A 13642-nucleotide genomic window follows, 5' to 3' on the forward strand; every position below is an offset into this window, starting at 1 on the left:
CTTGTTCGTTGTGCCACCAGCTACGGGGAGGGGACCCGCCTTGACCACGAATGAATCACCACGCGGTGGGACCGGACCGTTATTCGCCGCGTTAGCCGTCACCGGCGTCGTGGCGTCGCTCGCCTGGGCCGTCCGGGACATCCCGTCCGCCATCGGCGGTCGTCCGAGCGGTGCCCGGCTCGACCGGATGCGCCAGTCGCCGCGCTTCCACGACGGCGCGTTCCAGAACGAGCAGCCGTCGGCGCTGGCCGCCGTGCCCGGGGGGCGCGGCATGATCGGCGAGATGCTGTTCGGCCGCCAGCGGCGCCGTCCCAGCAAGCCGGTGCCGATCGTGACGCCCAGCGTCAGCGAGCCGGCCTCCACCGGGCTGCGCACCACCTGGCTCGGCCACGCCACCGTCCTGCTCGAGATCGAGGGCCGCCGGGTGCTGTTCGACCCGGTGTGGAGCGAGCGTTGCTCGCCGTCGTCGCTCGCCGGCCCGCGCCGCCTGCACCCGGTTCCGCTGGAGCTGGCTTCCCTTCCCGCTGTCGACGCCGTCGTCATCTCGCACGACCACTACGACCATCTGGACGAAGCGAGCATCCGGACGCTGACCCGGCTCCAGGACGCGTCGTTCCTGGTCCCGCTCGGTGTCGGCGCCCACCTGGAGCGGTGGGGCGTACCGAGCGACCGGATCGTCGAGCTCGACTGGGACGAGACCGCCACGATCGCCGGCCTGGGCTTCACGGCGACCGCGGCCCGCCACTTCTCCGGACGCCTCCGCTCCGACAACGCGACGCTGTGGGCCTCGTGGGTCGTGGCCGGCGCGGAGCGCAAGGTGTTCTACACCGGCGACTCGGGTTACTTCGCGGGCTACGAGACGATCGGCGCCGCCCACGGCCCGTTCGATCTGACGCTGGTTCAGATCGGCGCCTACGCACCGTATTGGCCCGATATCCACATGACGCCCGAGGAGGGTGTCGCCGCGCACGTCGCAGTGAACGGTGGTCTGCTCGTTCCAGTGCACTGGGGGACGTTCAACCTGGCGCTGCACGACTGGTCCGAACCGGTCGAGCGGCTGCTGACCGAAGCCGACGAGTGTGGCGTCCGGGTGGCGGTTCCGCGCCCCGGTGAAGCGGTCGACGTCGACGCCCCGGCGAAGCCCGACGGTTGGTGGCGTTCCATCGCCTGACCACCTGGTTCGGATCCCTGAACTCAGCACCGCCCTCGCGCCTCCCCTCTCCGCGCGGGGGCGGTTCTGCGTCCGCGCACAGTTCCCGTCCCGGCCGCGACCCCCGACCGGGGTGCGCCGGGGTGCGGCGCGCCCACCATTCGGCGGGCGTCCGACTGAGGGGACGGGGTGAGCGTTGACCGGAAGGGGGATTCGGCGGGGCTGCGCCGCGTTACGCCACTACTTAGCGTAATTAGTTGAATCCGGACGGATCCGGTTCAGGGGCCTGGGGGAGGAAGCCGTGTCGAAGGGGTTGCATCGCGCTCAGCGCAGACGGAGAAGATCGGGGTTCGGCGGTCGGGTGGCCGTCGTCGCGGGGGCGGTCGTGCTGGCGACGATCGTCGTCGGGCTGCCGCTGGCCGCCGCCCCGCGGACGGCGACCGGCAGCACGACCGACGGGGCGGCCGCGGACTGCGTCGCGTCCGCCGTCGGGGCGAATCTGGTGCGGATCATCTGCGGCATCACCGACCTGAGTCGCGACGGCGACTCGGTGTACGTCGGCTGGCGGACGACGAGCGGTGGGGTCCGCTCGATCTACCACCGGGAAGGTGCCGGCCACACGAGCTCGGCGACCGGCTACGCGCCGACGGCGGCCGATGAACCGCCGCACCGGGTGCTCTGGAGAATCTGCCGCGACCGGCAGGCTCCATGGCGGGACACGTGCTCGGAGTGGCGGACCGTCTGGGCCTACCCGACCGCCGCCTAAGCCTAGGTTCGTTCGATGTGGCGGACCGGCTGGCCGGGCCGCCACATCTCGACGATCATCACGTTGCGCTCGTTGTCGACCGAGGTGAGCACCGCGTCCAGCAGGTCGACGCGGAAGAGGTGGAACGGCTCCGGGGGGTGCCGTTCGTCGATGTACGCCTTCTGGTCGACGATCTCCTCGGCGACGCCGCTGATCTTGGCGTCGCCGCCGTCCATCGTCCCGTCGCCCGGGTTCGCGTGCAGCGCCAGCCGGCCGTCCCGCCGCAGGTCGAGCGCTTTCCGGGCTTCCCACATCGATCCGAAGGTCAGGTCGGGGCCGTAGAAGTCGACCTCGGTGCCGCTGACCCGCGGTGATCCGTCGGCGCGCAGCGTCGCCAACACGTGGTGCTTCGTCGCCGTGAACCGTGCCTTGATCTTCTCCGCGAGGTCCGGTGCCTCGGCGGAGAACTGCTTCCAATTCGCCATGCCGACGACTCTGCTAGTGAACCCTGACAGTTTCCGGCATGGTTTCGATCGCCGTCACGATGTCGGCCTGGACGCCGGCCACCAGCTCGTCGACGACCGTGTCGTCGAAGCCGATCGTGCGGTCCTCCGCGCGGGACGCCCGCGGCACCTCGCGCACCCGGGTCTCCGCCCAGTGCAGGCAGCTGGAGATGATCCGCGAGCTGGCCGGGTGGACACCCGGGGCGTCCAGGGCCTCGATCAGCGCGAGCATCTCGGGGTCGGTCGCGTCCGACGCCGGGCGCAGCGAGGTGCGGTCGGTCTGGGACAGCGCGGGGGAGCGCAGCGCGACCACCCGGCCGGCGGCGACGACCAGTCGCGTCTGGAACTCGTCCAACCCGATCCGGTCGGCGACCTCCGCGCAGAGGTCGGTCACGGCAGCGGCACCGGCGACGCCGGCGGTCACCGGCAGCTCGACCTCCGCGGTGTCGGCCGACGCCACGCTCGAGGCACGCACGACGCGGTTCCGCCCGGTCGCCTTCGCGTGGTACATCGCACGGTCGGCGTCACGCAGCAGCGCGTCGTCGTCGACCAGGCCGATGGCCGACGCGACCCCGAGGGAGCCGGTGACCGGCACCAGGCAGGATGCCGAGACCTCGACCGGCCGGGCGCAGAGCGCCGCGCGCAGCCGCTCGGCCATGATCGCCGCACCGGACTCGTCGGTGTCCGGCAGCAGCCAGACGAACTCTTCGCCGCCGAAGCGTGCTACGACATCTCCTCCTCGGGTCACGGCCTGCAGCCGCGCTGCGGCCTGGACCAGCGTCACGTCGCCGGCGTGGTGGCCACGCTCGTCGTTGATCTTCTTGAAGTGATCGAGGTCGAGCACGACCAGGGAGAGCGGACGCCCGGTGCGTCGTGCGCGGGCGACCTCGGTACGCATCGTGTCGTCGAAGAACCGGCGGTTGTGCAGGCCGGTCAGCGGGTCGGTCACCGCGAGCCGCTCCTGTTCGCGCAGGGCGGTGGCGAGCTGGCGGGCCAGGTCGGTGCGGTCGCGGGTGACCAGGTACTGCCGCACCATCAGACCGGCGACGACGACCAGCCCGACGAGCAGGGTGCCGTAGCCACCGCCGCGCTCGACGAACTCCAGCGCCAGCCCGATCGAGGCGGCGGTGCCGGCGGCCAGCAGCGGGACGACGGTCAGGTCCCGGCCGACGGCCAGGCGGACCGCGTCGGGCTCCCGGTGCCGGGCGGCGACCACGCCACCGATGGCGAGCAGCACCGCGGACAGCTGGTAGCCGTTGTCGAGCCAGCTCCCGTCGCCGTACGTCCGGTGGATGCGGCCGTACATGTACAGGCAGTCGGTGACCGCGTAGATCAGGTACGACCAGCCGACCAGGCGCACCGAGACCGGCAGCCGGCGGTGACCGGACAGGCCCAGCGTCAGCAGGCAGACCAGCACCAGGATGTCGGCGAGCGGGTATGCGGCGGTGACGACGAGGGAGATGCCCTCGGTGTTCGTCAGCTGCGGCGCGGCCAGCAGCCGCCAACCGAGGGCGCCGAGGCCGACCAGCACCAGCGAGACGTCGAACAGCGCGCGGCCCCGGCGGGAGCGGTGGCCCTGCCCGAATGCGATGAAGAAGCCGGGGAGCACCACGAGGTACTGGGCGAGGAAGAGGGCATCGGAGACCGACGGGTACGGGATCTCGGGGCCGGAGACCCAGACGTACCCGACCCAGACCGCCTCGCCGGCGAGCCAGAGGGCGTACGACGCGGCGAACGCGATCCACGCCCGGCCGGTACGGCTCTGGCCGGCGCGGCGACGGGCGGCGACGGCCGCGGCCACGACGGCCACCGCGATCGGTACCAGGAACAGCGCGTTGGCCGCCGTACGCAACGGGGTGCCCTCGTCGCGGGCCGCCCAGTTGAACACCGCGTAGGCGACGAGCCAGTAGAGGCCGCCGATCGTCGCGAGACGGACCACGCGGTCCGCGCGGATCAGCCGCATCACGGCGGTGCCGGGGCTGCCCTCTGCACCTTCGTAGATCAGCCCTTCACGCTCCGCGGCGAACTTCTCCATCGCGACTCACCCAGCCCCGGCTCAGCGGGCCGCTGCCCGTTCACGCCTTCCCATCGGCGTGTCGGCGCGTCGACAGGAGTGCGGTTGGGGCATCTCCCGGTTGCGCGTCAGTGGCGCGTGAGCACGATCTCCACCGCGCCGGGCTCCGCGGCCAGGTAGCAGGAGCCGCCGACCGGGAACGTGTAGACGGGGTCGGTGGGGCCCACGTCGACGTTCGCCAGTACCGGCACGCCGGCCAGCTGCGGTGCGGTGGTGACGATGTGCCGGAGCAGCTCCTGGGGAATCTCGGTCCGCCGCGGGAACCGGCCGACGACCAGGCCGCGTACGACGATGCCGGTCTGCAGGAGCGACGTGAGGCCTCCGGCGAAGTCGTGGACGCTGTCTTCCGCCACCACGACGACCGCGCCGTCGAGGTCGGGCCAGTACGGCGTGCCTTGCAGGAGGTTGACCGAGCTCAGGGTGCCGCCGACGATCGGCCCGTTGGCGGTGCCCGGCTGCAGCACCCACCAGCCCTGATTGCCCGGCGACGGAACCCAGCTGACGGCCTCGTCACTGAACACCGCACTCCGAAAAGCCGCGACCGTCGCTTCGGCGTCCCTGCCGAACGTCGAGAAGCGCGGTCCCGAGTACGTGACGAGGTTCGCGCGGGCCACTAACGCCCCCTGCAGCGCGTCGGAGAACCCGACGAGCACTTTCGGGTTCGCGCGGATCAGGTCGTAGTCCAGGTGCGGCAGCAACTGGTTGGCGTGACCGCCGTCCACCGTCATGATGCCCGCCACGTCCGGGTCCGCGAACGCGTCGTGCAGGTCGGCGACGCGACCGGCCACCGGCCCGACGCCCAGCGGCCCCGACTCGTGCACGTGCTCGCCGAAGGTGACCCGGACTCCGAACTCGCTCTCCAGCCGGCCCACGGCGGCGAGGCGAACGGCGTCGGGCAGCAGTGCGAGCGACGACGAGGGGGCGACCACGCGAACCTGGTCGCCGGCCGTGAGCTTGCGGGGCAGGGTGGTCATCGGCCGAGGCCCTCCAGCACTTCGGCGGTGGGGAGCCCGGCCAGCGTGGCGCCGGAGATCCGGATCTTGGACTCGCGCAGCCCGCTGCCGATGACCAGGCTGCTTCCCGCCGCCACCGCGCTGTCGACGAGCACCGGCCAGTCCGCGGGCAGGCCGAGCGGCGTCACCCCGCCGTAGGCCATCCCGGTGGCTTCGACCACCTCGTCCAGCGGTGCGAACGACACTTTGCGGACGTCGAGGTGCTTGCGGACGAGCCCGTTGATGTCCGCCCTGGTCGTGGCCAGGACCAGGCACGCCGCGTACTTGACGACGCCACCCCGCTTGCCGGCGACGACGACGCAGTTGGCCGACTCCTCCAGCGGCTCGCCGTACCGCTCGCAGAACGCCTCGGTGTCGGCGTCAGTGGGGTCGATCGCTGCCACCTGCACGTCGCCGAGTTCTTTCACGGCGGCCGCGACCGGCGGCGCGAGCAGTTCGAGGTGGTCGGCGGCGGGTAGCCAGGTAAGCGTCTCGGGCATGCTGCAACCCAACCACGAATGCGCTCGGCGAGAGGAACCCCATGACCGGAGTTGTGCTCGTGACCGGTGCGGCAGGGCGGATCGGTACCGCGCTGCGCACCCGGATCGCGCGTCCGGGCCGCACGTTGCGGCTGCTGGACGTCGCTCCGCTCGGCGAACTCGCGCCCGGTGAGGAGGCGGTGCGTACCTCGCTCGCGGACGCCGAGTCGGTGGCCGCGGCCTGCGAGGGTGTCGACGCGATCGTGCACCTGGCCGGAATCCCCACCGAGTCGACGTACGACGAGATCCAGACGGTGAACGTCGAGGGCACCCGCGCGGTGCTCGAGGGAGCGCGCCAGCACGGCGTCGGCCGGCTCCTGTACGCGAGCTCGAACCACGCGGTCGGGTTCGCGCGGCGGCAGGACGAACCGCTCCCCGCCGACACCCCGTTCGCACCGGACACCTGGTACGGCTGGTCGAAGACCGCGGCCGAGTCGATGTGTGCGCTGTACCACCACCGGTTCGGCATCGACGTCGTGTCGCTGCGGATCGGGACGTGCTTCCTGAAGCCGCCGCACGTCCGGGCGCTGGCCACCTGGCTTTCGTTCGACGACGCCGGCCGACTGGTGGAGGCCGCGCTCACCGTGCCGTCACCGGGCTTCGCGCACGTGTGGGGCGTCTCGGCGAACCAGCGGCGCTGGTGGTCGCTCGCCGAGGGTGAGGCCATCGGCTACCACCCGCAGGACGACGCCGAGGTGTTCGCCGACGGGCTCACCGGAGAGGACTCCGACTACGTCGGCGGCGAATACACCACGCTGCCGCTGGGCGTCAGGCGCTGAGTGAATTCTTTTCGACCGACCCCAGCGGGCTCGCTAAGTCCGCGGGGATCCGTGAGGTTGAAAAGAGTTCACTGACGCCCGGGCGCGGTCGAGCGTCCGGGCGATCGCCAGCGTCTCGTCGAGCGGCATGTACTCCGATTCGGTGCGGCCCGCACGGACGCAGCGGGCCACCTCCTCGGCCTGGAACGTGTAGCCGTTGCCGGGGAGGTCGAACGTCTCGTGCCGGGGCTCGGCACCGCGGCGGTACAGAGTCAGCTCGTTCGCGCGGAAGAACAGTGGGTGCAGCTCGATGCGGCCGCGCGTGCCGGTGATCTCGGCGCGCGTCGGCGTGTCACCGCGCAGCGAGCAGTGCAGCACCGCGACCGCGCCCGAGTCGTACCCGAGCAGGATGCCGGTGTTCGCATCGACGCCGGTCGCGGCCTGACCGGTGGTGGCCAGCACCGTCGACGGCTCACCGAGCAGCATCGAGGCCAGCGAGACCGGGTAGATGCCGAGATCGAGCAGGGCACCGCCGCCCAGCTCCGGGGCCCACAGCCGGCCCTTCGGATCGTAGTCCGCCGCGAAGCCGAAGTCGGCCTGCACGGAGACGACCTCGCCGATCGCGCCGTCGTCGACCAGTTCGCGCAGCAGCGCGATCGCCGGGTTGAACCGGGTCCACATCGCTTCCATGCAGAACACGCCCGCTGCGCGGGCGGCAGCGATGACCTCGGTCGTCTGCCCGGCGTCGAGGGTGAACGGCTTTTCCACGAGGACGGAACGCCCGGCGGCGATGCAGGTCAGCGCGGCGGCCGCGTGGCCGGAGTGCGGGGTCGCGACGTAGACCACGTCGACGTCGGGGTCGTCGGCCAGCGCCTGGTAGCTCGCGTGCGCGGAGGAGATGCCGTGCTCGGCGGCGAACGCCTCGGCGGTGTCGGCGGCACGCGAGCCCACCGCCACGACCTCGTGGTCGGGCAGCGTCAGCAGGTCCGACGTGAACGTCCGGGCGATGCCACCGGTACCCAGGATGCCCCAGCGAAGCTTGCTCATCAGGCCAGGTTAGTGGGGTGCGCGGTCCCAGATGCCGGAGACCATCACTCCGTCGACCTCGAGGTTCGAGGAGAGGACGAGCAGGTCGGCGGTGAAGCCCGGCACCAGCGCGCCGATCCGGCCGCCGAGTCCGAGCGCGCGGGCCGGTGTCGAGGTCAGCGCGGTGACCACCTCGGTGACCGGCACCCCGGCGTCCACCGCGCGGCGGAGTGCGGCGTCCTGGGTGAGCGTGCTGCCGGCGATCGCCCCGGTGTCCTCGACCAGCGCCACGCCACCGCGCACGTCGACGTTGCGGTCGCCGAGCCGGTAGCGCCCGTCGCCGGCGCCGGCGGCGGCCATCGCGGCGGTCACGAGCGCGACCCGCTCCGCGCCGCAGAGGCGGAACACCATCGAGAGCAGCGAGTCGTGGAGGTGGACGCCGTCGGCGATCAGTTGCACCGTCACGTCTGGGTGTTCGAGCAGGGCGCCGACCGCTCCCGGCTCACGTTGCGCCGGCCCTGGCTGCGCGTGGAACAGGTGGGTAGCCAGCGACGCGCCCGCCTCGATCGCGGCGAGGGTCCGCTCGTAGCTCGCGCCGGTGTGCCCGATCGCGACCTGGACGCCCTGGTCGACAGCGCGTTTGACCAGCTCCATCGCGCCGGGCAGCTCCGGTGCGAGCGTCAGCACACGCAGGTGGCCGCGGCTGGCGCGGATCAGGCGCTGCAGCGCGTCGGGGTCGGGCACGAGCATCGCGGCGGGGTCCTGCTCGCCGGCGTGGGCGGGGGAGAGGAACGGGCCCTCGGCGTGGATGCCGGCCAGCTTTCCGGCGTCGGTCAGGTCGGCGAGCGTTCCGGCGGCGCGCACCATGTCGTCCATGGGGGCCGTGGCGAGGCTGGCCAGCGACGTCGTCGTGCCGTGCTCGCGGTGCAGCGACCGAATCGTGTCCGCGGTGCCGACCCGGGAGAAACTCTGCCCGCCACCACCGTGGACGTGGAGATCGACGAAACCGGGAACGATCCACCGTCCACCGAGGTCGATGACCTCGGGGTCGCGCGGGCGGGACCGCTCGGGGCCGCCGACCGCGGTGATCCCGCCGCCGGTCACCGCCACCCAGCCGCCCTGGACCACACCCACCGGAAGGACCAGTGTGGCGTCGGAAAGCACGGGCATGCCGCTCCTCCGCCAGACCGAGATCATGACCGTTGGTCATCGTACCTTCGGCCGATTGTGGTCGACCGGGCGATCCGAGCTCACGCCAGACTGTTCACACGGCCCCGTCCGAAGACGCATCGGTGGCTAGAGTGGGGACGCTACGCGACGCGCCGGAGGAGGGACGAGGAGTCAATGGACCACCGCCCGGAGGAACCGGTGCTGACCGAGATCCAAGAGTCCGGATTGAATGAACGAGAACTCGCGATTCTTGCGTTCGAACGGCAGTGGTGGCAGCACGCGGGTGCCAAGGAACAGGCCATTCGCGACCAGTTCTCACTGTCGGCCACGCGCTACTACCAGCTGCTGAACGCGCTGATCGATCGGCACGAGGCACTCGTGCACGACCCAATGCTCGTCAAGCGCCTGCGCCGGGTGCGTGCCGCGCGTCAGCGGCAGCGCTCGGCCCGCCGCCTTGGCGTCCGGCTCTGATCAACCGCAGGGCAGGCTCACCCGCAGCCGGGTTCCGGCGCCGGCCCTGCTCTCGACGAGGGTCCGGCCGTGCAGAGCGCGGATGCGGTCGTCGATGCCCGCCAGTCCGCCCCCCGGAACCACTCTGGCCCCACCAGGCCCGTCATCGGCGACGAGGCCGTGCAGCCACCCGTCGGCCTCGGTGACCTCGATCCGCACCCGCGCTTCGGGCGCGTATTTGGCCACGTTCGTCAGTCCCTCGCAGAGCGCGAAGTAGGCGGTGGCCTCCACTGCCGGTGGCTTGCGCCCGGCGTCGACAGCCAACTGGACGGCCAGCCCGAGCCGGACGGCGACTTCGTCGAGGGCGGCACCGAGGCCGTCGGTGCGCAGCACCGTCGGGTGCAGACCGCGGGCCAGCGCCTCCAGGTCCTCGATCGTGCCGAGCACCTCGTCGTGACAGGACGCCACCACGGACCGGGCCGGCTGCGGAAGAGCGTCGAGACGGCTCAGTCGCTCCGCCAGCGCTGCGAGCTGTCGCTGCGCTCCGTCACGCAGGTCCTTCTCCAACCGCTGCCGCTCCGCTGTCTCCCGTTCCTCGACGCGTGCCTGCGCGGCGAACACCTGCTCGAGCTGGGTGGTGGCCACCGCTTGGAGCTGTGCGGTGAGCAACGCCTGCGACCCGGCGCGGAGCACGGCGTCGACCATGCCTTTTCGCAGCCGTAGACCGTCGTCGAGCTCGACGAGAGCCAACGGCTGACGATCGTCCATCCGCGCCTCGGCCAGCCACCGCCCGGCCGTCGCGGACGGATCGAGCACCAGGCGACCCCGCCGGTCGACGTAGCTGCGCTCGGCCGGGATCCAGAACAGCAGCCGCAGCGGCGGATCGCGCAGGGCCGCGGCGAGCGCGTCGCGCACGGTCGCCACCGACGTCGTGGACGAGGTCATCCGCACCACGCGGTGCGGTGCGTCCACCTCGCGCCAGCGTTCACGCAGGGCTCCGGACAGCACGGCCAGCGCGAGCACCGCGGAGATCGTGTTCTGCACGACGTAGAGCGAGAGCAGCGACTCGAGGTCGGTGAACGTACGGGTCCGTGCCGTGGCGGCGATCGCGGCCGCGGCGATGCCGGTACCGATCAGCACCGGGATCGCGGCCGGACGCTCCGTGGACGACAGCGCACGACCGCGGCGCACGAGCAGCACGAGGTACCAGGCCGCGAGCACGACCTGCAGCCCGGTCACGGTCGCGATCCCGGCGTCGAAGGCCGGACGGTTCGCCACCAGCGTCGGCCAGAACACGTCCGGGGAGAGGTCGTTCCACTCCGGATGCGACACGAGCTCGACGAGCAGCTCACCGACGATCAGCACGCCGATCGCCGCGTACACCCAGCAGCGGTCGGCCCGGTCGACGAGCCGGCCGGCCGGGTAAGCGAGCACGGCGGCGCCGGAGACGATCAGGCTCACGCCCTCGCAGTAGAACGCGAACGTTGGCCAGATTCCGCTGTCCCAGATCGCCGACCAGGCGAACGCGCCGAACACCGCCCCGACCAGGAGGAGCTGGCCGCTGCGCTGCCGACTGTCACCGGTGCCGAGCAGCAGTCCGCCGGCGGCCCCGAACACACCGGCGGCGGGCACCGCGATCGCGGCCGAGGTCAGGTGCTCGCACCAGTACGGCACGCCGCAGAGAAACGTGAGCACGCCGACGCCGACCCCCACGAGGGCGGCGCGACCGGTGTGCCCGGGAACCGGCAGGACAGCGCGCATCGACACGGTGCCTCCGTTCTCCGCAGCGCATGATACGGAGCTTTGCCCTAGCGAGCGTCCCGCTGGTCGGCGTACGCGGCGAGGTGGGCCACCTGCACCGGGTCGAGCGACGGCCGGACGCGGCCCTGGGCGGTGCGCAGGTGGGCGGCGGTGACCTCGGCGGTGTCCATCGACTCGCGCATCGCGGCCAGCGCGGCCTCCCGCACCAGCGCGGCGCAGTCCGCGGACGAGAAGCCGTCGAGCTCCTTCGCGACGTCGGCCAGGTCGATGTCGTCGGACAGCGGCACCTTGCGGGACGAGGCCTTGAGGATGTCGGCGCGGGCCTCGTGGTCCGGCGGCGGCACGAACACCAGCCGCTCCAGGCGTCCCGGGCGCAGCAGCGCGGGGTCGACCATGTCGGGCCGGTTCGTCGCCCCGACCACGACGACGTTACGCAGGCCTTCGACGCCGTCGAGTTCGGTGAGCAGCGCGGCCACCACCCGGTCGGTGGTGCCGCCGTCGGTGGACTGGCCGCGCACCGGCGCCAGCGCGTCGACCTCGTCGAGGAACACGAGCGTCGGCGCGGCCTCGCGAGCACGGCGGAACAGCTCGCGCACCGACCGTTCGCTCTCGCCGACCCACTTCGTGAGCAGCTCGGCGCCCTTCACCGCGAGCACGTTGGCCTGCCCGGTACCGGCGAGTGCACGGACCAGAAAGGTCTTGCCACACCCCGGCGGACCGTAGAGCAACACACCCCGCGGCGGATCGACGCCCAGGCGCGTGAACGTGTCCGGGTACCGCAGCGGCCAGAGCACCGACTCGGTCAGCGCCTCCTTGACCTCTTTCATGTCCCCGACGTCGTCGAGGCTCAGGGAAGCGACCTCGAGCGTGGACTCGGCCATCGAGGTGGGCCGCACCGACTGGGCGGCGGCGTCCAGGTCGACCTTGGCGATCTCGGGGGTCTCCGCGTCGCGCTGGCGCATCGCCGCGCGGACGCCGGCTTCGCGGACGAGCGTTCCGAGGTCGGCGGCGACGAAGCCGGGGGTGCGGGCGGCGATGTCGTCGAGCGAGGCGTCGTCGGCGACGGGCAGGTTGCGGGTGAACAGCGCGAGCAGGTCACGGCGTTCGACGGCATCGGGCATCGGCACGCGGAGCTCGTGGTCGAGCACGCCGGGGCGACGCAGGCCGGCGTCGACGTCCTCGGGGCGGCTGGTGGTGCACACGACGGCGGTCTTGCCGTCGCTGACCAGCCCCGCGATCAGCTGGACGAGCACGGTCGCGATCGGCGGTGGGTCGGTGCGGGGTGCGAGGGCTTCGACGTCGTTGAGCAGGAGCACTGTGGGCTGCTCTTTTTCCGCCTGGGCGGCCGCTTGGCGGAGGGCGTTCGCGGCGGCGTCGGGGGCTACCGCGGCGAGGCCCGGGCACCAGATGCGCACCACCGAGGCGCCGGTGGCCTGGGCCACCGAACGGACGAGAGTCGACTTCCCGGCGCCGGGCGGGCCGGTGACCAGCACGCCGAGCTGCACCGTCGTGCCGAGGCGCTCCAGCACCTCGCCGTGGTGGAACGCGAGATCGAACAGCTCGGTGAGGTGGGCGGCCTGGCTCTTCAGGCCGATCAGGTCTTCGGGTGGCCGGGGTTCGTCGTCGAGCGCGGCTCCGGGCTCCGCGAACACCTGCTGCATCCCTTTGTCGACGCTCTGAGGCCGAGCGGCGGCGGCAGCTCCCGCAGCCCCACCCGCCCCGGGCGACCGCGGCGGCGTCTGGGGAAAGACCGGTGCGCCCGTCCCTCGAACCGGAGTGGTGCCCGAGCTGGTGCCGCGGGTGCCCCAGACGGCGCCGCCGGAGGTTTCGGACCAGGTGACGATCGTGTCGGGGGTGATCAGCGCTGCGGTTTCGGGCTCGGCGGCGACGACAGTGAGCAGCGCCGCGGTCCAGCCGCTGCCGACCGCGTTGGACAGGCTGCGCCGCGCGCTCTCCAGCAGCGGCCGGTGCGGGTGCGCGGGGTCGAGGTCCTGCGGCAGCAGCGACACGTCGTCCCCGCTGGTGACCACCTTGCTCAGCAACGCCAGCCGCAGCATCTCCGGCGAAACCGCGGCTACGACAGTGGCGTCGCCCGCCACCGTAACCGTGCGCGCCGCCTGGATCGGCGCGGCACTGACCTCCACCGACGCCCCGTCGCGAATCCGCAGGTTCCCCATCGTCAGGTCGTCGGCAAGCAGCAGCCCGCGCGCCGCGCCCGCGTCACCCACGGCCGCGATCCCGGCCGACGTCCTGTCCGCGCTGCGCAACAGCACCGGATCGCCCGGATTGAGGTCGAGCGCTGCCAGCACTTCCGGATGCAGCCGCACCACCCCGCGCCGCGCGTCGAGCACAGCCGACCGCAGGCTCGCGGTCAGGGTCAGGGAGGGAGCTTCGGAAGTCACCCTGTAAGTCTGCGTCGTCCTGCAAGTCGGGCGCTGTGTCGGGGCTGAGAGGTCAGCGGTCTCTCAGGAAAG

At 72.1% G+C, this 13642-nt stretch carries 12 protein-coding genes; 4 read left to right on the forward strand and 8 right to left on the reverse strand.

The features are described from left to right. The first annotated feature begins 40 nt into the window (after positions 1–40). Positions 41–1171 carry an MBL fold metallo-hydrolase gene (locus ACGFY5_RS02025; RefSeq protein ID WP_392716311.1) on the forward strand — a complete coding sequence of 377 codons (1131 nt, stop codon included), beginning with the start codon at positions 41–43 and terminating at the stop codon, positions 1169–1171. Between the two features lie 280 nt (positions 1172–1451). Next, positions 1452–1916: a hypothetical protein gene (locus tag ACGFY5_RS02030; RefSeq protein ID WP_392716313.1), complete on the forward strand. Its 465-nt coding sequence runs from the start codon at positions 1452–1454 to the stop codon at positions 1914–1916. A gap of 2 nt (positions 1917–1918) precedes the next feature. On the opposite strand, the gene ACGFY5_RS02035 is transcribed toward ACGFY5_RS02030, so the two are convergent. From ACGFY5_RS02035 to ACGFY5_RS02050, 4 genes are all read right to left on the reverse strand, one after another. Beyond that, complete coding sequence (locus tag ACGFY5_RS02035; protein WP_392716315.1) at positions 1919–2380, reverse strand: pyridoxamine 5'-phosphate oxidase family protein; 462 nt, start codon at positions 2378–2380, stop codon at positions 1919–1921. A 13-nt stretch (positions 2381–2393) separates the two neighbouring features. Beyond that, a complete protein-coding gene (locus tag ACGFY5_RS02040) occupies positions 2394–4433 on the reverse strand; it encodes a GGDEF domain-containing protein (protein WP_392716317.1) in 2040 nt (679 codons plus the stop codon). A gap of 107 nt (positions 4434–4540) precedes the next feature. Beyond that, on the reverse strand, positions 4541–5446 hold the full coding sequence (locus ACGFY5_RS02045) for an LD-carboxypeptidase (protein WP_392716319.1): 906 nt from the start codon (positions 5444–5446) through the stop codon (positions 4541–4543). Then, positions 5443–5964: a YbaK/EbsC family protein gene (locus ACGFY5_RS02050; protein ID WP_392716321.1), complete on the reverse strand. Its 522-nt coding sequence runs from the start codon at positions 5962–5964 to the stop codon at positions 5443–5445. Before ACGFY5_RS02050 ends, ACGFY5_RS02045 begins: the two co-directional genes overlap by 4 nt. A gap of 41 nt (positions 5965–6005) precedes the next feature. Between ACGFY5_RS02050 and ACGFY5_RS02055 the strand changes: the two genes are divergently transcribed. Then, the gene (locus ACGFY5_RS02055) at positions 6006–6782 is read left to right on the forward strand and encodes an NAD-dependent epimerase/dehydratase family protein (protein ID WP_392716323.1); all 777 of its coding nucleotides are present in this window, start codon (positions 6006–6008) and stop codon (positions 6780–6782) included. 33 nt (positions 6783–6815) lie between these two features. Here ACGFY5_RS02055 and ACGFY5_RS02060 read toward each other — a convergent pair whose 3' ends face one another. Beyond that, positions 6816–7808: a Gfo/Idh/MocA family protein gene (locus ACGFY5_RS02060; protein WP_392716325.1), complete on the reverse strand. Its 993-nt coding sequence runs from the start codon at positions 7806–7808 to the stop codon at positions 6816–6818. A 9-nt stretch (positions 7809–7817) separates the two neighbouring features. Further along, positions 7818–8957, reverse strand: a complete 1140-nt coding sequence (gene nagA / locus ACGFY5_RS02065) for an N-acetylglucosamine-6-phosphate deacetylase (protein WP_392716327.1) — start codon at positions 8955–8957, stop codon at positions 7818–7820. Between the two features lie 174 nt (positions 8958–9131). Here nagA and ACGFY5_RS02070 point away from each other — a divergent pair, with 174 nt between their 5' ends. Then, positions 9132–9428 carry a DUF3263 domain-containing protein gene (locus tag ACGFY5_RS02070; RefSeq protein ID WP_392716329.1) on the forward strand — a complete coding sequence of 99 codons (297 nt, stop codon included), beginning with the start codon at positions 9132–9134 and terminating at the stop codon, positions 9426–9428. On the opposite strand, the gene ACGFY5_RS02075 is transcribed toward ACGFY5_RS02070, so the two are convergent. Then, on the reverse strand, positions 9429–11174 hold the full coding sequence (locus tag ACGFY5_RS02075; protein ID WP_392716331.1) for a sensor histidine kinase: 1746 nt from the start codon (positions 11172–11174) through the stop codon (positions 9429–9431). Positions 11175–11215: 41 nt separating this feature from the next. Then, positions 11216–13570 carry an AAA family ATPase gene (locus ACGFY5_RS02080; protein WP_392716333.1) on the reverse strand — a complete coding sequence of 785 codons (2355 nt, stop codon included), beginning with the start codon at positions 13568–13570 and terminating at the stop codon, positions 11216–11218. Between the last annotated feature and the right edge of the window lie 72 nt (positions 13571–13642).

The organism is Cryptosporangium sp. NPDC048952 (genome assembly GCF_043197895.1).
Lineage (GTDB): Bacteria > Actinomycetota > Actinomycetes > Mycobacteriales > Cryptosporangiaceae > Cryptosporangium.